18 protein-coding genes are annotated in these 20884 nt (G+C 68.1%); 5 read left to right on the top strand and 13 right to left on the bottom strand.

Annotated elements, in window-relative coordinates; genetic code table 11:
- Nucleotides 1-9: 9 nt before the first annotated feature.
- A complete protein-coding gene (locus AC5WS7_RS39405) occupies nt 10-1605 on the bottom strand; it encodes a carboxyl transferase domain-containing protein (RefSeq protein ID WP_495959769.1) in 1596 nt (531 codons plus the stop codon).
- A 133-nt stretch (nt 1606-1738) separates the two neighbouring features.
- Here AC5WS7_RS39405 and AC5WS7_RS39400 point away from each other — a divergent pair, with 133 nt between their 5' ends.
- A complete protein-coding gene (locus tag AC5WS7_RS39400; RefSeq protein ID WP_495959768.1) occupies nt 1739-2350 on the top strand; it encodes an SACE_7040 family transcriptional regulator in 612 nt (203 codons plus the stop codon).
- A 283-nt stretch (nt 2351-2633) separates the two neighbouring features.
- Nucleotides 2634-6152, top strand: a complete 3519-nt coding sequence (car, locus tag AC5WS7_RS39395; protein ID WP_495959757.1) for a carboxylic acid reductase — start codon at nt 2634-2636, stop codon at nt 6150-6152.
- Between the two features lie 66 nt (nt 6153-6218).
- On the opposite strand, the gene AC5WS7_RS39390 is transcribed toward car, so the two are convergent.
- Genes AC5WS7_RS39390 through AC5WS7_RS39370 form a run of 5 tightly spaced genes read right to left on the bottom strand, consistent with a single transcriptional unit; the run spans nt 6219 to nt 10676 of the window.
- A complete protein-coding gene (locus tag AC5WS7_RS39390; RefSeq protein WP_495959767.1) occupies nt 6219-6638 on the bottom strand; it encodes an OsmC family protein in 420 nt (139 codons plus the stop codon).
- Nucleotides 6639-6643: 5 nt separating this feature from the next.
- The gene (locus AC5WS7_RS39385; RefSeq protein ID WP_495959756.1) at nt 6644-8008 is read right to left on the bottom strand and encodes an LLM class flavin-dependent oxidoreductase; all 1365 of its coding nucleotides are present in this window, start codon (nt 8006-8008) and stop codon (nt 6644-6646) included.
- 15 nt (nt 8009-8023) lie between these two features.
- Nucleotides 8024-9088 carry an ABC transporter substrate-binding protein gene (locus AC5WS7_RS39380; protein ID WP_495959755.1) on the bottom strand — a complete coding sequence of 355 codons (1065 nt, stop codon included), beginning with the start codon at nt 9086-9088 and terminating at the stop codon, nt 8024-8026.
- A gap of 23 nt (nt 9089-9111) precedes the next feature.
- Nucleotides 9112-9843, bottom strand: coding sequence for an ABC transporter ATP-binding protein (locus AC5WS7_RS39375; protein WP_495959754.1), 732 nt, complete (start codon nt 9841-9843; stop codon nt 9112-9114).
- On the bottom strand, nt 9840-10676 hold the full coding sequence (locus tag AC5WS7_RS39370; RefSeq protein ID WP_495959753.1) for an ABC transporter permease subunit: 837 nt from the start codon (nt 10674-10676) through the stop codon (nt 9840-9842). Before AC5WS7_RS39370 ends, AC5WS7_RS39375 begins: the two co-directional genes overlap by 4 nt.
- A gap of 198 nt (nt 10677-10874) precedes the next feature.
- On the opposite strand from AC5WS7_RS39370, the gene AC5WS7_RS39365 reads away from it, so the two are divergent.
- Nucleotides 10875-11501: a GntR family transcriptional regulator gene (locus AC5WS7_RS39365; RefSeq protein ID WP_495959752.1), complete on the top strand. Its 627-nt coding sequence runs from the start codon at nt 10875-10877 to the stop codon at nt 11499-11501.
- 55 nt (nt 11502-11556) lie between these two features.
- Here AC5WS7_RS39365 and AC5WS7_RS39360 read toward each other — a convergent pair whose 3' ends face one another.
- Together AC5WS7_RS39360 and AC5WS7_RS39355 are read right to left on the bottom strand one after the other, a co-directional pair.
- A complete protein-coding gene (locus AC5WS7_RS39360) occupies nt 11557-12366 on the bottom strand; it encodes a COG4705 family protein (RefSeq protein ID WP_495959751.1) in 810 nt (269 codons plus the stop codon).
- A gap of 55 nt (nt 12367-12421) precedes the next feature.
- Nucleotides 12422-12997: a TetR/AcrR family transcriptional regulator gene (locus AC5WS7_RS39355; protein ID WP_495959750.1), complete on the bottom strand. Its 576-nt coding sequence runs from the start codon at nt 12995-12997 to the stop codon at nt 12422-12424.
- A 132-nt stretch (nt 12998-13129) separates the two neighbouring features.
- On the opposite strand from AC5WS7_RS39355, the gene AC5WS7_RS39350 reads away from it, so the two are divergent.
- Nucleotides 13130-14272, top strand: coding sequence for an acyl-CoA dehydrogenase family protein (locus tag AC5WS7_RS39350; RefSeq protein WP_495959749.1), 1143 nt, complete (start codon nt 13130-13132; stop codon nt 14270-14272).
- Between the two features lie 3 nt (nt 14273-14275).
- Here the strand turns inward: AC5WS7_RS39350 and AC5WS7_RS39345 are convergent, their stop codons facing one another.
- Together AC5WS7_RS39345 and AC5WS7_RS39340 are read right to left on the bottom strand one after the other, a co-directional pair.
- Nucleotides 14276-15133: a hypothetical protein gene (locus tag AC5WS7_RS39345; protein WP_495959748.1), complete on the bottom strand. Its 858-nt coding sequence runs from the start codon at nt 15131-15133 to the stop codon at nt 14276-14278.
- Nucleotides 15134-15292: 159 nt separating this feature from the next.
- Entirely contained in the window at nt 15293-15910 is a 618-nt protein-coding gene (locus AC5WS7_RS39340; protein WP_495959747.1) for a TetR/AcrR family transcriptional regulator, read from the bottom strand.
- A gap of 112 nt (nt 15911-16022) precedes the next feature.
- Here AC5WS7_RS39340 and AC5WS7_RS39335 point away from each other — a divergent pair, with 112 nt between their 5' ends.
- Entirely contained in the window at nt 16023-17627 is a 1605-nt protein-coding gene (locus AC5WS7_RS39335; protein ID WP_495959746.1) for an FAD-dependent monooxygenase, read from the top strand.
- A gap of 43 nt (nt 17628-17670) precedes the next feature.
- Here the strand turns inward: AC5WS7_RS39335 and AC5WS7_RS39330 are convergent, their stop codons facing one another.
- From AC5WS7_RS39330 to AC5WS7_RS39320, 3 genes are read right to left on the bottom strand one after another with little or no spacing between them, the layout of a single operon-like run.
- On the bottom strand, nt 17671-18453 hold the full coding sequence (locus AC5WS7_RS39330) for an SDR family NAD(P)-dependent oxidoreductase (RefSeq protein WP_495959745.1): 783 nt from the start codon (nt 18451-18453) through the stop codon (nt 17671-17673).
- Nucleotides 18450-19406, bottom strand: coding sequence for an alpha/beta hydrolase (locus AC5WS7_RS39325; protein WP_495959744.1), 957 nt, complete (start codon nt 19404-19406; stop codon nt 18450-18452). The genes AC5WS7_RS39330 and AC5WS7_RS39325 overlap by 4 nt, the downstream gene beginning before the upstream one ends.
- Nucleotides 19403-20779, bottom strand: a complete 1377-nt coding sequence (locus AC5WS7_RS39320; protein WP_495959743.1) for a flavin-containing monooxygenase — start codon at nt 20777-20779, stop codon at nt 19403-19405. The genes AC5WS7_RS39325 and AC5WS7_RS39320 overlap by 4 nt, the downstream gene beginning before the upstream one ends.
- Nucleotides 20780-20884 lie beyond the last annotated feature (105 nt).

The following is a 20884-nucleotide window of genomic DNA, read 5'->3' as shown; positions in this document are numbered from 1 at the left end:
TCACCGTCATCACATCCGGAACACGCCGTAGGAAACCGGCTCGATCGGCGCGTTCGCGCACACCGAAAGAGCAAGTCCGAGAATGGTTCTGGTATCGGCGGGGTCGATGATCCCGTCGTCCCACAGTCGGGCCGTCGAGTAGTACGGGTTGCCCTGCGCTTCGTACTGCTCACGGATCGGCGCCTTGAACGCCTCCTCGTCGGCGGCCGACCACGGGTTGCCCGAGGAGTCGAGCTGATCGCTGCGCACCGTCGCGAGCACCGAGGCCGCCTGCTCGCCGCCCATCACCGAAATCCTCGCGTTGGGCCACATCCACAGGAACCGCGGCGAATACGCCCGCCCGCACATCGAATAGTTGCCCGCACCGTACGAGCCGCCGATGACCACCGTCAGTTTCGGCACCCGCGCACAGGCCACCGCGGTGACCATCTTCGCGCCGTGCTTGGCGATCCCGCCCGCCTCGTACTCGCGCCCGACCATGAATCCGGTGATGTTCTGCAGGAACAGCAGCGGAATACTGCGCTTGTCGCACAACTCGATGAAGTGCGCGCCCTTCATCGCCGACTCACCGAACAGCACCCCGTTGTTCGCGACGATGCCCACCGGATGCCCCTGAATCCGAGCGAAACCGGTGACCAGCGTCCTGCCGTACTCGGCCTTGAACTCCTGGAAGCTCGAACCACCTTGCGCGGCACCGCGATCGACCACCCGGTCGATCACCTCGTGCACGTCGTACGGGGTGCGCGAATCGGTCGGCACCACGTCGTACAACTCCGCTGGATCCGCGACCGGATCCAGCGCGGGAGCCACCTCCCACGGCCGCGCCGCTCGCGGTCCCAGTGTGGCCACGATGTTCCGCACGATCCGCAACGCGTCCCGATCATCGATGGCGAGATGGTCGGTCACCCCGGAAACCTTCGAATGCAGATCGCCGCCGCCGAGTTCCTCGGCCGTGACCACCTCACCGGTGGCCGCCTTCACCAGCGGCGGACCGCCGAGGAAGATCGTGCCCTGATCGCGCACGATCACCGCCTCGTCACTCATCGCCGGAACATAGGCGCCACCGGCGGTGCACGAACCCATCACCGAGGCGATCTGCGCGATGCCCTTGGCGCTCATCGTGGCCTGGTTGTAGAAGATCCGCCCGAAATGCTCGCGATCGGGGAACACCTCGTCCTGGCGCGGCAGGAACGCGCCACCCGAATCCACCAGGTAGATGCACGGCAGATTGTTCTGCAACGCCACTTCCTGCGCGCGCAGATGCTTCTTCACCGTCATCGGGTAGTAGGTGCCGCCCTTGACCGTCGCGTCGTTCGCCACGATCACGCACTCGCGCCCGGACACCCGCCCGATACCGGAGATCATGCCCGCCCCCGGGCACTGATCGTCGTACAGGCCGTTCGCCGCCAGCGGGGACAGCTCCAGGAACGGGCTCCCGGGATCGAGCAGCGCGTTCACCCGGTCCCGCGGCAGCAGCTTGCCGCGGTCGATGTGCCGCTGACGTGCCTTCTCACCGCCGCCCAGTGCGGCCACCCGGAGGTTTTCGCGCAGTTCCGCCACCAACCGCTCGTGTTCGGCCCTGTTGCCGTCCCGGTCCAGACCCATCTCGCCGCCCGTCGTATTTCCGGCCATTCGTGACCGTCGAGTCGATTCGGTTAATCCTCGATCACCGAATTTAAGATAACTGTGATTAACTGAGTTGTCCACACCCCTCGCGCCGAGAGGAGATCCGGCGGTGCTGCCCGACCACGAACCGAGCGACGAGCCGAGACTCACCCGGCGCAGCCTGGCCAAGGCCGACCGGCGGCGGCAGTTGCTCACCGAGGCCGCCCGCCTGATCGCCGAGCGCGGCTACGCCGGGGTGCGGCTCGAGGATCTCGGCTCGGCGGTCGGCATCAGCGGCCCCGCGGTCTACCGGCACTTCCCGAACAAGGAGGCGGTGCTGGTCGAGTTGCTCGTGGGCATCAGCGCGCGACTGTTCGAGGGCGGCACCGAGGTGGTGCTCTCGGCCGGCGACCCGGCGACGGCCATCGCGGGCCTGATCGAATTCCATCTCGACTTCGCCCTCGGCGAGTCCGATCTGATCCGCATCCAGGACCGCGACCTGGGATCGCTACCCGACTCGGCCCGCCGCCAGGTGCGCCGGTATCAGCGCCGCTACGTCGAACTGTGGGTGCAGGTGCTGCGCGAGACCGATCCGGGACTGTCGGAGACCGAGGCGCGCACCAAGGCGCACGCCATCTTCGGACTGATCAACTCCACACCACACAGCATGGGCCGCACATCGCCGACCGTGACCCGAGACGTGTTGCGGCGCATGACCATTGCCGCGCTCGCCCCGGGCGTGTGAACGCACCGGCGCGGCCGCCGGCACCCGGTCGAGCCGATACCCCATGACACCGGGACATACAGAGTTCCCATTCATTCCCCGGGTTACCCCTGCGCCCAACCCATTGCAGTGAGCCAAGTCTCACAATCCTTCGCCGTGCTAATTACCTTGTCTATCAGTACAGTCGAGGGCGGGGCGCCGGGGCGAAATCGGGCAGGGGCATGACGATTTCCCTTCTCCCGGAACCACATTGGCAAGAACCCTTGGAGTGATACCGCGGCTCGTGACGGAAGCTGGTGATGGCGTGAGTAAGCAGGATCGGCAAGACCCCCAGGACAGGGCAGCTCGGCTGGAGGCCGAACTCAGAGCCTCCGACCGTGAGTTCCGCGAGACGTTACCGCTGGACGCGGTCACCACGGCCGCACGCGAACCCGGCCTCGGGCTGGCCCGGACGGTGGAACGGATCATGACCGGCTACCGGGACCGTCTCGCGGTCGCGCAACGCCGGACCGAACTGGTGCGCGACCCCGGCACCGGCCGCAATGCCGTGCGGGTGCTGCCGGACTTCACCACCCGCACCTACGGCGAGGTCTGGGATCGGGTGCGCGCGGTCGCCACCGCCTGGTCCGCGCACGGCATCGGTCCCGGTGACTTCATCGCCACCACGGGTTTCACCAGCGCCGAATACCTGACGCTGGACCTGGCCATCAGCTACCTCGGCGCGGTCGCGGTCCCGCTGCAACCCAGCGCCGCCGTGCCGCAATTGCGGGCGATCGTCGAGGAGACCGCGCCGAAGGTGCTCGCGACGAGCCCGGCCTACCTCGGCAAGGCGGTCGAACTGGCCGTGGCGGCCCCGTCGAAACCGCGGATTCTGGTGTTCGACTGCAATCCCGGCCTGGACGACGATCGCGAGGCACTCGCCGAGGCGACGCGGCGGCTGGCGGGCACCGGCCGGCGCGTCGACACCGTGGACGAGATCGTCAGCGCCGCAGCGGATCTGCCGCCCGCGCCGCTGTTCGACCCGGCGCCCGGCGAGGACCCGCTCAGCCTGCTCATCTACACCTCCGGCAGCACCGGGACCCCCAAGGGCGCGATGTATCACGACCGGATCGTGCGCGGATTCTGGACCGGCGAGGCGATGAGCAGTCGCGATATCGCGGCGATCACGGTCAACTACATGCCGATGAGCCACGTGATGGGCCGGGCATCGATCATCGGCACGTTCAATCGCGGCGGGCTCAACTACTTCACCGCCCGCGCGGATCTGTCGACGCTGTTCGAGGACATCGCCCTGGCCCGGCCCACCGAACTCGCCGCGGTGCCCCGGATCTTCGACATGCTCTTCCAGCTGTATCAGAGCGAATTGCATTCGCGCAGCGCCGAATTCGACGATCGTGAGCAGCTCGACGCGGCCGTGCTGGCGGATCTGCGCGAGCGCGTGCTCGGCGGCCGGGTGCTGCACGGCCTGGTCGGCAGCGCACCGATCTCCGCGGAGATGAAGGCGTTCGCCCGAGCGTGCCTGGCCGTACCGCTGCAGGAGGGCTACGGCTCGACCGAGTCCGGCATCGTGATCATGGACGACAAGGTGATCCGCCCGCCGGTGATCGACTACAAGCTCATAGACGTTCCCGAACTCGGATACTTCGCCACCGACCGGCCCTACCCGCGCGGGGAATTGCTGTTGAAGACCGAGAACATCTTCCCCGGTTACTACAACCGGCCCGAGGTGACCGCCGCGGCGTTCGACGCGGACGGGTACTACAAGACCGGCGACATCATGGCCGAAGTCGGCCGGGACGAGCTGCGCTACGTCGACCGGCGCAACAACGTGCAGAAGCTGTCGCAGGGTGAGTTCGTCGCGTTGTCCAAGGTCGAGGCGGTGTTCTCGGCCAACCCGGCCATTCGCCGGATCTATCCCTACGGCAACAGTGAACGCCCCTATCTGCTCGCGGTGATCGTGCCGACCGAGCACGCGCTCGAACAGGCGGGCGGCGTCGAGGCGGTCAAACCGCTGCTGGTGCAGGCGTTGCAGCAGACCGCGAAGGACGCCGGACTCGAGCCGTACGAGATCCCGCGCGATTTCCTGATCGAGACCGAACCGTTCAGCATGGCCAACGGGCTGCTGTCCGATGTCGGCAAGCTGCTGCGTCCCCGGTTGCGCGAACGCTACGGCGACCGGCTCGAACAGCTGTACACCGAACTCGCGGACGGCGCGGCCGAGGAACTGCGGGCGTTGCGGGCCGGAGGCCGGAATCAGCCGATCCCGGCGACCGTCGCACGCGCGGCTCGCGCCTTGCTGGGCAGCTCGGATGCCGAAACCCGGCCCGAATCGCATTTCACCGATCTGGGCGGCGATTCGCTTTCGGCACTGTCGTTCTCGAATCTGCTGAAGGACATCTTCGAGGTCGACGTACCCGTCAGCATCGTGATCAGCCCGGCCAACGATCTGCGCGCCATCGCGGATTACGTTGCGGCCCAGCTGGATCGCGGCGAATATCTGCCGACCTTCGGCGCGGTGCACGGCGTCGGCGCGACCGAGGTCCGGGCGGGCGATCTGCGCTTGGACAAGTTCATCGATCCCGGTATCCTGGCCGCCGCCGAGCGGCTGCCCGCTCCCGCGCGCACCGAGCCGCGAACCGTATTGCTCACCGGCGCAACCGGATACCTCGGCCGCTTCATGTGCCTGGACTGGCTCGAACGCCTCGCCGAACGCGGCGGCAAGCTGATCTGCGTCGTGCGCGGCGCCGACGACGCGGCCGCGCGCCGCAGGCTCGACGACACCTTCGACAGCGGCGACGCCGAACTGCTGGACCACTACCGCAAACTGGCGCAGGAGCACCTCGAGGTGCTCGCGGGCGATCTCGGCGCACCGCGACTGGGCCTGGACGAGAGCGCCTGGAACCGCCTGGCCGAGGAAGTCGACGCGGTCATGCATCCGGGCGCACTGGTCAACCACGTGCTGCCGTACGACCAGTTGTTCGGGCCCAACGTCTACGGCACCGCCGAGCTGATCCGGCTGGCGATCAGCACCCGGCTCAAGCCGTTCACCAACGTCTCGACCATCGGCGTCGCCGATCAGATGGCGCGGGGAACGTTCGACGAGACCACCGACATTCGCGAGCTGAGCGCGGTGCGCCGCGTCCACGACGGCTATGCCAACGGCTACGCGATGAGCAAATGGGCCGGAGAGGTCCTGCTCCGGGAGGCACACGACGCGTTCGGACTGCCGGTGACCGTGTTCCGGTCGGACATGATCCTGGCGCACAGCACCTACACCGGCCAGCTCAATGTGCCAGACATGTTCACCCGGCTGATGCTCACGCTCGTGGCCACCGGCCTCGCACCGAAATCCTTCTACACCCTCGGGCCGGACGGCGCCCGCCCCCGGGCGCACTACGACGGGCTGCCGGTCGATTTCAGCGCCGAGGCCGTGAACGTCCTGGGCAGCGGGCACCGGGACGGGTATCGCACCTACCACCTGTTCAATCCGCACGACGACGGCATCTCACTCGACACCTACGTCGACTGGCTGATCGACGCGGGTTACCGCATCACGCGAGTGGACGACTACGCCGACTGGCTGGCCCGTTTCGAAACGGCGATCAAGGCGCTGCCGGAGAAACAGCGCCGCCACTCATTGCTGCCGCTGCTGCACAACTACGCGGCACCGGACACCCCGGCGAGCGGCGGGGTGGCACCGGCGAGCGAGTTCCGTCAGGCCGTGGCCGAGACCGGAGTCGGTGGGCGGCATGAGATCCCGCAGGTCACCCCCGGCCTGATCGTCAAGTACATCGACGACCTCGAACAGCTCGGATTGTTGTGAACCGTTGCGGGGCAGGGCGTCTCGACGCCCTGCTCCGCCGCCGCCCGCGTCGCGACCGGACGTGGATCAGAGCTGTTCCGCGACGACCTCGAGTTCGATTCCGGTGCCCCGGCGGACCGTGTTGTAGATCGGACAGGTCTCGGTGAACCTCCTGGCCAGCGTCTCGGCGACGGATTCGCTCACCCCGGATATCCGGATGCCGATCCGGGTGCTGTCGTAGCGGGTCGGATCGTCCACTCCGCGCGTGTGAGTCGCGCTCACCTGGATTCCGGTGACCGGATACCCGGCCTCGGTGGCGGTGGATTCGATATTCGCCATCGCGCAGGACACCAGTGCGGCGAGGAACAATTCACCGGCCTGAATGGATTCGCCCGGGCCGAAACGGGAATCGGTGATCAGGTGGTTGGTCCGGGCGTCCAGGACGAACCGCCCGGACACGCCCGAAATGGTGTGCCCCGAGACCGTCACGGTGTTCTCGGCCCGCATCTCGCTCACGAAGCCACCCGCCGCGCCAGCGGTGCCCGATGTGCCCACTCGCCCGCATCCGGCCGGGCCAGACCGAGATTCTCGCGCAGCGTACGTCCCTCGTACTCGGTGCGAAACAGCCCGCGCCGCTGGAGTTCCGGCACCACCTGACGGGTGAACTCCTCGAATCCGCCCGGCTGATAGGGCGCTTGCACGGTGAACCCGTCGCAGGCGCCGCCGGTGAACCACTCCGCAAGACCGTCGGCCACCTCGGCGGCCGTGCCGACGAAGCCGCCCTCGACCCGCCCGCCGTACTGTTTGCCGAGTTCGCGCAGGGTCAGCCCGTCGCGTTCGGTGATCTCGCGGACCTCGCGGTAGTGCCCCTCGACACCGGGCACCTCGACCTCGGGCAGCCGTTCGTCCAGCGGGAACGTCGACAGGTCGACGTCGAGATGGTAAGCGAGCGTGGACAATCCGCCCAGCGGCGGCACCAGGTCGTAGAGTTCGTCGCGCAGCAGCCGGGCGTTCTCGGTGGTCGTGCCGATGATCGGCGTGATGGACGGCAGAATCTTGATCTGGCCGGGATCACGTCCGTGCGCGGCGGCCCGCTCCCTGATCTCGGTGTAGAAGGCCCGCGCGGATTCCAGCGAGGCGTGGCTGCAGAAGATGACGTCCGACCAGCGGGCGGCGAAATCCTTGCCTTTCGCCGAGGCGCCGGCCTGGATGAGTACCGGATAGCCCTGCGGCGGACGCGGCACGTTGAGCGGTCCACGCACGGAGAAGAATTCACCGTCGTGGTCGATCGCGTGCACCCGCTCCGGATCGGTGAACAACGGTTCCGCGGCGTCCAGGACCAGGGCGTCGTCCTGCCAACTGTCCCAGAGCTTTCCGGTAACCTCCAGGAATTCATCGGCCCGCTCGTAACGCAGTTCGCGCGGAAATTGGCTGTCGCGGTTGAAGTTCCGAGCCTCCGCCTCCTGGAAGGAGGTGACGATGTTCCAGGCCGCGCGCCCGCCGCTGAGGTGATCGAGGGTGGCGAACGAACGTGCCACGGTGTACGGCTGCGCATAGGTGGTCGACACCGTCGCGGCCAGGCCGAGACGGTGCGTGACCGCACTCATCGACGAGAGCACGTGCAGCGGATCCAGCCGCAGCGAGCCCAGGGCTCCGTTGCGGAGCTGGGTTTCGGTGCTGCCGCCGAACCGGTCCGGCACCGACAGGATGTCGGCGAAGAAGGCCAGGTCGAAGCGTCCGGCCTCGAGCGTTCGGGCGATGTCCTGGTAGTAGCCGGCGCTGAGCCACCCCGGCACCGAGGACGGGTAACGCCAGCCGCCCGGCCGGCCCGGCCCCGCGGTGACGAAGGCGGCGAGATGCATCTGTGAAGTCGACATAGCTACGGTCACAATCTATTTCGTGAGTTCCTGGTCGATGACCCGTTTGATCGCGTCGAATCGCGAGTTCTGCAGCCAGCTGGTCACATCGACCCGGTCCGGGTAGACGCCGAGGCGGTGGAAGTTGTCGGCGAGGTCCTGGGTGGCCGCGATCGCGTCGTGCCCGACCGTGGTGAAAGTGCCCGCGCCGGAATAGGACAGCCGCCGGCTCCGGATCAGGTCCCGGTACACCTGCGCCTCCAGCGTGCTGTTGCCGAATCCGCCGAGCCGGGTGAAGGCGCCGACCGCGCGCTGCGGGTCGCTCTCGATCCAGCGCTGCGCGTCGCGGACGTTGCGCACCAGCGTCGCGGCCTGCTGTGGGTGGTTGTTCGCGAACGATTCGCTCGCCACGAAGAAGGCGTAGTCGTAGGTCCGCACGTCGGGCAGCGTGGCCGCATCGTGTTTGCGGCGGGCCAGTTCCGCGGTGGGCTGCCAGGTGATCCAGGCGTCCACCTTGCCCTGGGCGAAGGCGGCCTCGGCGTCCGCGGCGGTCAGATTCGCGTACTGGATGTCGGAGATGGTCAGTCCGGCGCTGTCGAGATATTTGATCAGACTGTAGGTTCCGGTGGTGCCGCGCTGATCGGCGACGCGACGGCCCTTCAGATCCGCGGCCGACCGGATCGGCGAACCCTGCGGAACCAGGATGTCGACCTCGTTCGAGGGCAGCGGGTACGCGACCAGCGGCACGATCGGGACACCGCCGCCGATGGCGTAGATGACGGCGGTGGCGGTGGCGAAGGAGAAGTCGACGCTGTGCGCCTTGATCGCCTCCATCACCGGCAGGGAGGCCGGAAATCCGGTGGGCCACTCGATCGGCACGCCGAGTTCGGCGCCCGGGTCCACGCCGCTGAGCTTGTTGCGCAGTACGGTGCCCGGTTCGGCGCGGCCGTCGCCGATCAACGCGTAACGCACCCGCTTCAGCGGGCCGTCGTCCTTCGCGGCGGTGCCGCATCCCGCCGCCGCGAGTGCGGACAGGCCCAGCAGCCCGGCCCCGGCGGCGACGAATCCGCGGCGGTTCAGGGTGCGCGGGGGTGATGACATGGGAAACCTTCCGTTCATGGGTGCTATAGCCGCAGCGCCCGGTCGGCGGCGAGCAGCGCGTCGAGGAGATCGGCCTTGCGGGTGGCGAGTTCGATGTCGCCGGGTGATCGCGGGCGGGGCTGATCGATGCGGATGTCGCGGGCGATGCCGGAGCCGGTCAGCAACAGCACCCGGTCGGACAGGATCAGGCTTTCCTCGACGTCGTGGGTGACCAGGACCACCGTGCGCGGATGTTCGGCCAGCAGACGCTCGAGCAGCCGTTGCATGGTGACGCGGGTGATGGCGTCCAGCGCGCCGAAGGGCTCGTCGAGCAGCAGCACGTCGGGCCGGTGCAGCAGGGCCCTGGCCAGGGCGACGCGCTGACGCTGCCCGCCGGACAACTCCTGCGGCCAGTCCCGTTCGCGCCCGGCCAGGCCCACCGCGTGCAGCAGTGCCACGGCGCGGTCGCGCCCGCCTCGCACACCGAGCCGGACGTTGTCGAGCACCGAACGCCACGGCAGCAGCCGGTCCTCCTGGAACATCATGCGCGAGAGCACTTCCGCGTCACCGGTCGAGCGGACCCGCCCCGCGGTGGGTTGTTCGATACCCGCCAGCAGCCGCAGCAGTGTCGACTTGCCGACCCCGCTGGGTCCGAGGATCGTCACGAACTCCCCGGGCTCGATGGTGAGGTCGATCCCGCCCAGGATCTGCTTGCCGCGATATCGGTGGCCGACGCCGGACAGTTCCAGCCCGCCACCGGCACGAACCCGGTTCATCGGCGACTTCCCTTGCGGTAGTTGACATTCCAACGCAGCACGCGCCACTCCACCAGTCGCACCAGCTGATCGGCGATCAGCCCGGCCAGCGCGTAGAGCACGATCGCCAGCACGATGCGGTCGTTGCGCAGCAGGTCGCGGCCGTTCTGCGCGAGATAGCCGATGCCGTCGCTGCTGGCGATCGTCTCCCCCACGACGAGGGTCAGCCAGGCCACACCGAGCGCGTACCGGATGCCGGTGAGGATCATCGACATCGCTCCCGGGATCACGATCTCGCGCAGCAGGTCCCCGTAACCGAGCCCGTAGGAACGGCCGAGTTGCACGAGTTTCGGATCCACCGAACGGATTCCGGAGACCGTGTTCAGGTAGACCGGAAACACCACGCCGAGGGCCACCAACACCACCTTGGGCACTTCACCGATGCCGAACGCGGCGATCAGCAGTGGCACCACCGCCAGATGCGGGACCGCGCGCAACATCTGCACGCTGCGGTCGATCAGCGCCTCGGCGATCCGCGACAGGCCCACCAGGAATCCCAGACCGAGCCCCAGCGCGGCGCCGATGCCGAATCCGATCGCCACCCGCCGAACGCTGGCGCCCAGGTAACGAGGCAATTCGCCGGTGCCCCAGAGGTTTTCGGCGGTATCGAGCACCGTGCTCGGCGGCGGCAGGATCTCGGCCGAGACGATTCCGGTGGACGCGGCCCACTGCCAGGCGGCGATCAGCAGGACCGGAACGGTCCAGGGCAGCAGCGCGGTGAACGGCACCCGGCGGCGGACGGCCGGGGTGCTGCGCAGGGGGCGGGCGATCGGTGTGGTCAGGGTGTCAGACACGGCGCCGGGACCTCGGCGACCGGACGGGAACGTACATGGCTCTCCTCGCAGAACAACGTGTGCGAGCACGACACTGACAGTTCCGAACACAGATGACGCCAGTTGTATACAGCGGGATTCAAACTCTTTGCGCCAACCGACCGGTACTGGTAGTCGTTGGAAGGCAAGCGGAAAGGGAGTCGACAGGGAGTGGGGACGATGAGCAACGAGTCGCCGTACAAGCAATTGCGCGACCGCATCGTCGGGCAGACCTACCCTCCGGGCACGATGCTGATTCCGGCGGCGGTCGGAGTCGAGTTCGGCGTGTCCAGGACTCCGGTGCGCGAGGCGCTGCACCGGCTCGAGTACGAGGGTCTGGTGGTGCAGGCCCCGCGCGGCTACCGGGTGCGCGAGCGCACCAGCGAGGAACTGCTCGAGATCTTGGACGCGCGCATCGCCCTGGAATCGGCCGTGGCCTTCTCCGCCGCGACCCGCCGTTCGGAGATCGATCTGGCGCGGCTCGCCCGGATGTTCGAAACCGCCGTCGCCGCAAGCGATCCCGAAACGAGCCTGCGACTGCACGCCGACTGGCATCACGCGCTGCGCGCGGCGGCGCACAACCGGACCATCGAGGAACTCATGGATCGGCTCGACGCGCAGATGGCCGTCTACGAGACCGAACGCTCCCAGTCACCCGACAATCTGGCACAGATCGAAACCGAGCACCGCGCCATTCTGGCCGCGGTGGTCGCCGGTGACGCCGAGGCCGCCCGCACCGCCATGATCGCCCACCAGGTCCGCACCCGCGACATCCGCATCGCCGCGGCCGCGGCCCGGGAAGCGTGATCCGGCCGGGTCAGCGGCAGCGCCGGATCACGCACGCGAGGTCACGAGGGCGGAATCACTTCGCGTCGGCGCCCACCAGAACGGGTGCAGCCGGTTGCTCGGTGCGGCGCATCGCGATGTAGCTGTAGACGACACCGGCGACGAGTACCGCGGCCAGGACCGCCGACACGGTATACGTACCCAGCGCCAGGCCACCCTTGCTCTGTTCTTTGGACAGGTAGTTGCCCACCGTCGCACCCAACGGACGAGTCAGAATGAACGCCATCCAGAACAGCACCACCCCGGAGATCCGGGTGAAGTAGTGGGCGGCCAGGATCGCCACCATCACCACCGCGATCACCACCGCCGCGCGCCAGTACCCCAACCCCGTCTCGTCGGCCAGATAGTCACCCGTCGTGGTACCCAACGTGTTCGACAGCAGGATCGCGGCCCAGTACAACAGCTCACCGCGGAAAGTGGTGACCTTGGTGACGTCGTAACTCAGTCCGGTGGCCTTCCACACCGCGAACACCAGCGCGAGTCCGGCGATCAGCACCACGGCGCCGCCGGCGTATCCGAGCCCGCCGTCGGTGGAGGTTCCCGAGCCCGGCCCCCGGGTCAGCAGATCGGCCATGGTGGTGCCCGCCGTACTCGTCGCGGCGATGACCAGCCAGTACAGCGCGGGGTGAAAGCGCCGCACCCGCAGCTGAACCAGAAGTGCCACAAGGAATATCGCGAACAGCACCACCGACGCGGCGACATAACCCAGGTTCAGGGTCTGCGAGAGCATATCCCCGCCGGTCTCCCCCAACGTGGTCGCGGCGATCTTCAGCACCCAGAACAACGCGGTGATCTGTGGAAGTTTGTACCTCGATACCTGATCCATGCCGCGTAGCCTGCCGCGCGGCCGCTGTGGAAACGCTGAGACGCCGCCGGTGCGTTCAGGCGCTGATTCCCGCGGTGAGCAGGGTGGCGAGTTCGCGGTAGGCGTCGGCGTGGTCGAGCCCGGTGCGGTCGCGCACGCCGCCCTGCTGGATGCGGACCATCATGGTGGCGGTGAGGTCCGCGGCGAATTGCGCGTGGACACCGCGGAATTCGCCCGCGGCGACACCTTCGTCGATCAGCTCGCGGACGCGGTCCGCCGCGATGCGGGTGTTGCGCTCGTAGATTTCGCGAGCGGGCGGGAAGGCGTCCAGATCGGCCATGAATCGATCCGAGGCGGTCGACAGTTCGGTACCGACCGCGGACAGGTAGGCCACGATCCGCCGCCGCGCACCGGTGACCGCGCGGACCCGGGCCTCGACCGCCTCGGTGACGCGCCGGAAGAAGTGCACGGTCGCGGCGCGCACCAGCTGCTCCTTACTGCCGGCGAGGGTGTAGAGCGTGGACTTGGAGCAACGCAGGCGGGTGGCGATATCGCCGAGGGTCAGGTGCGCGAAACCCTCGGCGAGGAACAGGTCGACCAGGGCGTCGAACAATTCGGTGCGCCGCGGCGTGGCGAACTCGGTCGGAGCCATGTCCGCGATAATGCCATATCCGGAACAGTACCGAAGTACTCCTTGCAGTACTATGCTGCCCGACAGTACTGTAGTTCGTAACCAGGTACCGATTCACGTACCGGATTCGTTCGAGTGGCAAGGGAGTTGTCCGTGGCCGTCGATCGTCTGCTGCCCACCGCCGAGGCGCAGGATCTGATCCAGCTGACCCGCGATATCGCCGACAAGGTGCTCGCACCCATCGTCGACGCCCATGAGAAGGCCGAGACCTACCCCGACGGCGTCTTCGCCACGCTCGGCGAGGCCGGGCTGCTGAGCCTGCCGTATCCGTCCGAATGGGGCGGTGGCGACCAGCCGTACGAGGTGTACCTCCAAGTGCTCGAGGAGATCGCGGCCCGCTGGGCGTCCGTGGCGGTGGCGGTCAGCGTGCACAGCCTCTCCTGCCACCCTCTGATGATGTTCGGCGCCGAGGACCAAAAGCAGCGCTGGTTGCCGGATATGCTGGGCGGCAACATGATCGGGGCCTACAGCCTGTCCGAACCGCAGGCCGGTTCCGACGCCGCGGCGCTGGCCTGCAAGGCCACCCCCACCCCCGACGGCTACCGGATCTCCGGCACCAAGGCGTGGATCACGCACGGCGGCGTCGCCGATTTCTACACCCTGTTCGCCCGCACCGGCGAAGGCTCACGCGGCATCTCGTGCTTCCTGGTCGACAAGCAGACCCCGGGGCTGAGCTTCGGCAAGCCCGAGGAGAAGATGGGCCTGACCGCCGTCCCCACCACCACCGCCCACTACGACGACGCGCTCATCGAATCCGGCCGGCGCATCGGAGAGCAGGGCCAAGGCCTCCAGATCGCTTTCAGCGCACTGGATTCCGGGCGCCTGGGCATCGCGGCGGTGGCCGTGGGCCTGGCCCAGGCCGCACTCGACGAGGCCGTGGCCTACGCCCGGGAGCGAACCACGTTCGGCCGCAAGATCATCGACCACCAGGGCCTGGGCTTCCTGCTCGCCGACATGGCCGCCGCGGTCGACTCCGCCCGCGCCACCTACCTCGACGCCGCACGCCGCCGGGACGCGGGACTCCCCTACTCTCGCAACGCATCCGTCGCCAAACTCGTCGCCACCGACGCGGCCATGAAGGTCACCACCGACGCGGTCCAGGTCCTCGGCGGCTACGGCTACACCCGCGACTTCCGCGTCGAACGCTATATGCGCGAAGCCAAGATCACCCAGATCTTCGAGGGCACCAACCAGATCCAGCGCCTGGTCATCGCCCGGAGCCTCGCCCAATCCTGACAGCTACCACGGGCCCCGGCCGAATTCGATCCGGAACGTGGGATCCTGCGGCACCCGGATGTGCGGTGTCAGTTCGCCGATCGTGGTGACCTGCACCGCGTCGGTCACGGTGCCGAGGCGCAGCGGCTGCTTCGGCGGGGGCCAGAACGAGTACACCTCGGGATCGCGATTCGCGCCGACGAGACGTCCGGTCGCCATGGCGGTGTGCGCGTTCTCCTCACCCCATCCGGACCAGACGACCAGATCGCCACGCCGGGGCCGCGCGCCGAGCGGATCCTCGGGGACGTAGCGCTGGGTGCCGTGCGGGAGCATGGTGCGAACCAGGTTGTGCTCGAAGTCGTCCGGCATTGTGCCCCGGCTTCGCGCGCGCCGGGCTCTGCCGCTCAGCAACGGCGCGAACTGCTCACGAAGCTGATCACGGGTGAGCACGTTCCGGCGGGCGGCGGCCCACATGATCATCTCGTTGCAGTTGCAGCCGAACGCCTCGTCCAGTTCCGGAAGCGGCCCTTCGGTTTTCGCCAGGATCCACGCCTCGAACTTGCGCAGGTGCATATCCTTCGGCCGGAAATTCGTCCATATCGCCTTGGCTCCGGACAGGTGGAGCTGTTGCAGTTCATCCGCTACCGCCAGCGGCGCGCGTTGGTCCCGATGCACCGTCCCGGACAGCTCGGGCGTTCGGGTCTCGGAGTCGGATTCACCGCGCAGGATCCGATGCGCGGAAGCAGCATCGGACTCGGTGTATTCGGGAACATCGTGAAGGCCGTCCACGACGTCCCGTAACGGCCTTTCCGCAGCGCGTCCCTCGCGCTTCACCAGCCGAACGAGGGTTCGGGCCAGTTCGGAAGCCACGTCATGCAGCAACGCAATCCTTCCCGTCCTGCCCGCGACCGGTCGGCGCCTCGCGCGCGCCACGACCGGGTCGGGCCCCGACCGGCGAATCCACCCGCGGCCAAGGTACTGCGCCCGCCACCCCCTTGCCACACTCGGGAATTGCGGATCCGCAAGCGCGGGAAACGGCTGTCACGCCTCCGAAGTCATGGCTTCGGGCACGGGGCGCCGCACCCCGTCCAAACCCCGTTCGAGCAAGGCGAAGACCGCGTCCAGCGCGGCGCGGGGATCGGGCTCGTCGCCGAGGAACTGAGGGATCTCGAGGACGTAGCGCGCGACGGCTCGTGCGGTGATGTCATCGGGCTCGCGTCCGAGTTCGGCGGCGATGGCCGCGGCGAGCGGCTCTTCGCAGCGAATCCACAACCGGCGCGAATATTCACGCAGCGCGGGGGTGTTCATGATCAGTTCGGTGCGCCGGCGCATCTCCGGGTCCGGATCGGCGAGGAACGGGCCGCGTCCCGCCATGAACTCGCGCAGTGCCGCCAGCAGCGACCGACCGGCAGGACGATGGCGCACCGCCGCGAGGATGCTCTCGCGACGTTCCACACCGTCGTCGAACATCACGGCCTCCTTGCCGTCGGGCACGTGGCGGAACATCGTCGGCACGGAGATATCGGCCGCGTCGGCGATCTCCTTGACGCCGACCTGCTCGTATCCCTTCTCCAGGAACAACCGTTCGGCCGCCTCGGCGAGGGTGCGCCGGGTCTGGGCGTTCTTGCGTTCCCGCAGTCCGGGCGGCTCGCTCGTCATGCCCAGAGCCTATCAAATGACGTAACTCACTAAGATTCGTTATTGAATAACATTTCTTATCGAGTTACATTTTCAGCAGAGTTCTCCGACACCCCGGGAAGGCATGATCACGATGCGCGTCAACACCGAAGACATCGACAACACACCGGTTCTGATCGTCGGCGGGAGCCTGGTCGGGCTGTCCGCGGCTGTATTCCTGTCCTGGCGTGGCGTGCCCGTCGTCGTGATCGACAAGCACCACGGCAGTTCGCCGCACCCTCGGGCAATCGGCTTCACCACCCGCACGGTCGAGCACTTCCGCCAGGTCGGCATCGAGGTGCCCGCCTCCACGCAGGGCATGAGGCCACCGCGCAGAGCCCGGGTGGAGAGCCTGACCGGACACTGGTTCGAGGAATATCCGTGGACCCCGGGCGGTGCCGGCGCGTACGGCGCCGAACAGTCGCCGGTGCACGCGGTCGCCATCACCCAGGACCGGCTCGAGCCGCTGCTGCGTGCGCGGGCGATCGAACTCGGCGCCGAATTGCGAACGGGCACCGAACTTCTCGGCCTCGAACCCGATGAGGACGGCGTCACCGCCCGGCTGCGCCGCCGCGACGACGGCCACGAATACATCCTGCGGGCCCGGTACGTCGTCGCGGCCGACGGCGGCGACAGCGGTGTGCGCACCGGCCTGGGTATCGACCGCCACGGCGTCGGGCCGCTCTCGGTGCAGCGCAGCATCCTGTTCCGGGCCCCGCTCGAGGAGTACCTGCGCGACGGGGTGGTCCAGTTCGAGATCGAACAGCCCGATCTGCGGGCATTCCTCACCACCTACGGCGACGGGCGCTGGGTGCTGATGCTGTCCGACGACGTCGAGCGCGACGCCGAGCAGCAGATCGAGGTGGTCCGGCGCGCGATCGGCCGTAGCGATATCCCGATCGAACCGATCACCACCGGACGGTGGGATCTGACGGCTCTGATCGCCGACCGCTTCTCGTCGGGACGGATCTTCCTGGCGGGCGACGCGGCGCACCAATTGCCGCCCAACCGTGGCGGATTCGGTGCGAACACCGGCATCGACGACGCGCACAATCTGGCCTGGAAGCTGGCCGCGGTGCTGTCGGGGGAATCCGATGCGCGACTGCTGGACACCTACGACGCCGAGCGCCGTCCGATCGCGGATCTGCGTCACGATCAACTGTTCGCCCGCGCCGACTACAAGGCCTACCTGACCACCGCCGAGTCCGACACCCCGGTGCTCGACGATTCCGCCATCGAATTGGGACAGCTGTACCGTTCTGCGGCGGTGCTGGGTGCGGACCCGTCCCTGCCCGCGGCCGCGCGGCCCGACGACTGGGCGGGTCAGCCCGGCACCCGCGCACCGCACCTGTGGGTCACCGTGGACGGACGCCGGTGCTCGACGCTGGATCTGATCCGGCACGACTGGGTGCTGCTGTCCCGGGACCACCAATGGCGTTCCGCGGCAACGCGAGTCGGGGAGAAGCTGGGAATCGGTGTGGCGTTCGAGCAGCTCGGCGCCGACGTCCTGTTCGAGGACCCCGCGACGTTCGAGAACGCGTACGGCATCGGGCCGACGGGGGCGACCCTGATCCGCCCCGACGGCTACATCGCGTGGCGCACCGGCGGCGCTCCGTCGGATCGCGCGGGCGAACTGGAGCGCGTGCTGGCCGCCGTCGCCGCCGCCACCCGCGCCGACACCGTGGGGACGCGGGTGTGAGCATCATCGGCGCCGGCCTCGTGAAGTGCTGCCGCACAACGGCTTACGTCTCGGTCGCCGCCTCCGCCATCGCTCGGACACGTCCCAGCACATCCGGATAACGCCGCAGATGGGCGCCGCCGTTGAGATCGAGCGTCGCCCCGGTCATCCAGCGGGTGTGGTCCGATGCGAGGAATACCGCCGCGTCGGCGATCTCCTCCGGCCGGCCGCTGCGCCCGAGCGGGGTGTTCTCCAGATACTCCTCGCGCAGGCCCGGCACCAGCGCGACACCGGCGACCAGCGGGGTGTCGACCAGACCGGGAGAGATGGCGTTCACCCGGATACCGCGCTCGGCGAGTTCGAGCGCGGCGACCTCGATCAGCATCAGCACACCGGCTTTCGCGGCACAGTAGGCCGCCATGCCGGTTCCCGGTTGCCGCCCGTTGAGCGAGGCGATGCAGACGATGCTGCCGCCGTCGGCCAGATGACGGCCGGCATGTTTGATCACCAGGAAGGTACCGGTCAGGCAGACGTCCACGGTGGTGCGCCAGCCCGCGAGTTCGAGTTCGGTGATCGGGCCCGGCACCGAGACGCCCGCACAGTGCACGACCGCGTGCGCGCCCGCCGCGGCGGCGAACGCCGCCGCGACCGAATCCTCGTCGGTCACGTCCATCCGCACGGATGTGACGGCCTCACCGAGTTCGCCGGCCAGCCGCGCGGCGGCGGCCGCATCGATATCGGCGACCACGACCCGATAGCCGAGTGCGGCCAGGGCGCGCACCGTCGCCGCGCCGATTCCCGATGCCCCGCCGGTCACCACAGCCGTGCGGTCCTGCGGCGCGCTCATGCGGTCCGCTCCGCTTCGAGCTTCGCATCGGCCGGTGCGGCCCCGGCGAGATGTCTGCGGAGGAAATGGATCTGATGGGCGACCGCGGCGTCGAACCACGCCTGTTCCGGGAACACGTCGAAGTGATCGCACGGGTAGTGCCGCACCTCGGCGCGCGCGGTGAAGGCGACCTTCGCCGCGGCGTGCGGCGGCGCCACCCGGTCGAAATCGGCGATCTGCATCAGCACCGGAGCGCCGATCCGGCTCGCGCACCGACCGACTCGATAACCGCCGAGTTCGAGGCCGACCGCGGCGTCCACCTCGTTGCGCCAGGTCGGACCGGCCAGGGCGAGATAGCTCTCGTAGTACCCGTCGGCGGTCAGCGCCGCGCGTTCGCCCGGGCGGCCGACCAGCGGCATCATCACCGGCTCCCGTCCCAGCCGGGACGCGACCGCACTGCGCACGGCCGTCACCGTCGATCCAGCGACCGCCCCCGCGCCCACCTGCCGGTACGCGAGCAGCCCCGCGGCCGCGCCGGACACCAGCGGCACCATCGTGATCACCGCGCACACGTCCGCGCGATCCGCGGCGACGGTCAGCGCGTGCCCACCCGACATCGATACGCCCCACACGATCACCCGCGCGGCGTCCACCCCGGCTTGCCGCCCGGCCGCCGCGATGGCCGCCCGATAGTCCTGCGCCTGCTCGGCCATCGAAACCCGTTGCCGCCGAACCCCTCCCGAAGCACCGAAGCCACGGTAATCGAAGGCGAGCACGGCGAGTCCGGCATCACGCAGCGCCCGCGCGAACGGCGCGAGACCCGAATCCTTGGTCCCGCCGAAACCGTGCGCCATCACCACCACCGGACACCCCTCGGCCCGTTGGAACGCGCCCCCAGGGCTGGGCTCGAAAAACCATCCGTCACAGTCGATTCCACTGGAATCGAACGAGATCTGCCGATAGTCCACGCTCATCCGTTCACCTCCGGCGTCGCGGCCTGCTCGCCCACGTGCGACCAGGTCGGTGGCCCTTCCGAGGCGGCTCGGCGGGCTCCGGCGGGCAGTTCGTTCGTCCGCATATCGTGCTCGTAGAGGAAGTAGTCGACCTGCTGGGTGTGGCGGGGGCGGTCGAGCATGTGGCCGGTGTAGCGCTGCTGGTCGGCGACGATGACGCGGTGCATCTCCGACTCGGCGGGCAGGCGGTAGCGGCCGATCGCGTACGCGCCGATCAGCCGCGCCTGGCATTCGACGAACGGGAAAAGGGTCGGGGTGGACTGCGCGAATCCGGCGAACACCAGATCGTCCATACCGGGCAGGAACATTCGCTTGTACAGGTCGATCCGGTTGTCCGGGGCGCTGATGAATTCGGGATCGAAGAACGGGAAGGTGATGTTGTAGCCGGTGGCGTAGATGACGATATCGAAGTCGTCACTGCTGCCGTCCTCGAAATACACTGTGCGCCCGTCGAATCGGGTGATGTCGGGTTTGGGCAGCACGTCACCGGAGCCCAGCCGCAGCGGCAGTTCCACCGACTGCGTCGGATGCGCCTCGAAGAAGTTGTGATTCGGCGTGGGCAATCCGTAGTTCTCCGGCCGGCCCGCGGTCAGCGGCTGCCCCAACTGGGCGATCTTGCGCTGCCAGGACAGCGGCAGATACGGGGTCGTGCGGTAGTACTTGTCGGCGGGACGGCCCGCGATGTATTTCGGCACGATCCACGCGCTCGAGCGGGTGGACAGCGTCAGCCGGTTGCCCAGCGCCTTGGAGGACAGTTCCACGGCGATATCGGCCGCGCTGTTGCCCAGGCCCACCACCAGAATGCGCTGGTCTCGGAAGTCCATCGGGGTGCGCGGGTCGATGTAGTGGTGCGCGTGCATCGTCTCGCCGGTGAACTCGCCCGGGAAATTCGGGTAGCGCGGATCCCAGTGATGGCCGTTGGCCACCACCAGCAGGTCGAATCGCCGGGCTTGCCCGCACTGGGTGTCGAGTTCCCAACCGCCGCCGGGCAGCCGCCGCGCGTGCGTGACACCGTTGCCGAATTCGATCGCCGTGCCGAGATCGAAAGCCGCGCAATAGTCGTCGAGATACTGCTTGATCTGGGTGTGGTGCGGAAAGTCGGGATAACTCTCGGGCATCGGGAAGTCCCGGAAGGACAGCTGATGCTTCGAGGTGTCGATATGCAGGGACCGGTAGGCGCTGGAGTGGCCGTTCGGATTGCCGAACGCCCAGTTGCCCCCGACCCGGTCGGAGGATTCGAAGCACACGTACGGCACGCCGTAGTCGTTGAGCATCTTGCCCGCGGTCAACCCGCTGATACCGGCGCCGATCACGGCGGTCCGCGGTAGGTACATTCCCGATCCCTTCCGAGCCCAGTAGACAGATGAACGATTCTGTCTACGGTAGACAGAATCTCAGAACTGTCTACGCTTTGCTATGGTTTTCGCGGAACCAGTGGT

Source organism: Nocardia sp. PLKS1-43 (assembly GCF_059510335.1).
This window is presented reverse-complemented; position numbering and strand designations above follow the sequence as displayed.

Coding starts and splice junctions, on each gene's coding strand:
- AC5WS7_RS39375 (WP_495959754.1), bottom strand. CDS start 9,843: ATGAACCGGGTTCGTGCCGGTGGCGGGCTGGAACTGTCCGGCGTCGGC.
- AC5WS7_RS39335 (WP_495959746.1), top strand. CDS start 16,023: ATGCGCGTCAACACCGAAGACATCGACAACACACCGGTTCTGATCGTC.
- AC5WS7_RS39355 (WP_495959750.1), bottom strand. CDS start 12,997: ATGGCTCCGACCGAGTTCGCCACGCCGCGGCGCACCGAATTGTTCGAC.
- AC5WS7_RS39340 (WP_495959747.1), bottom strand. CDS start 15,910: ATGACGAGCGAGCCGCCCGGACTGCGGGAACGCAAGAACGCCCAGACC.
- AC5WS7_RS39325 (WP_495959744.1), bottom strand. CDS start 19,406: ATGAGCGTGGACTATCGGCAGATCTCGTTCGATTCCAGTGGAATCGAC.
- AC5WS7_RS39405 (WP_495959769.1), bottom strand. CDS start 1,605: ATGGGTCTGGACCGGGACGGCAACAGGGCCGAACACGAGCGGTTGGTG.
- AC5WS7_RS39330 (WP_495959745.1), bottom strand. CDS start 18,453: ATGAGCGCGCCGCAGGACCGCACGGCTGTGGTGACCGGCGGGGCATCG.
- AC5WS7_RS39360 (WP_495959751.1), bottom strand. CDS start 12,366: ATGGATCAGGTATCGAGGTACAAACTTCCACAGATCACCGCGTTGTTC.
- AC5WS7_RS39385 (WP_495959756.1), bottom strand. CDS start 8,008: ATGTCGACTTCACAGATGCATCTCGCCGCCTTCGTCACCGCGGGGCCG.
- AC5WS7_RS39365 (WP_495959752.1), top strand. CDS start 10,875: ATGAGCAACGAGTCGCCGTACAAGCAATTGCGCGACCGCATCGTCGGG.
- AC5WS7_RS39320 (WP_495959743.1), bottom strand. CDS start 20,779: ATGTACCTACCGCGGACCGCCGTGATCGGCGCCGGTATCAGCGGGTTG.
- AC5WS7_RS39380 (WP_495959755.1), bottom strand. CDS start 9,088: ATGTCATCACCCCCGCGCACCCTGAACCGCCGCGGATTCGTCGCCGCC.
- AC5WS7_RS39390 (WP_495959767.1), bottom strand. CDS start 6,638: ATGCGGGCCGAGAACACCGTGACGGTCTCGGGGCACACCATTTCGGGC.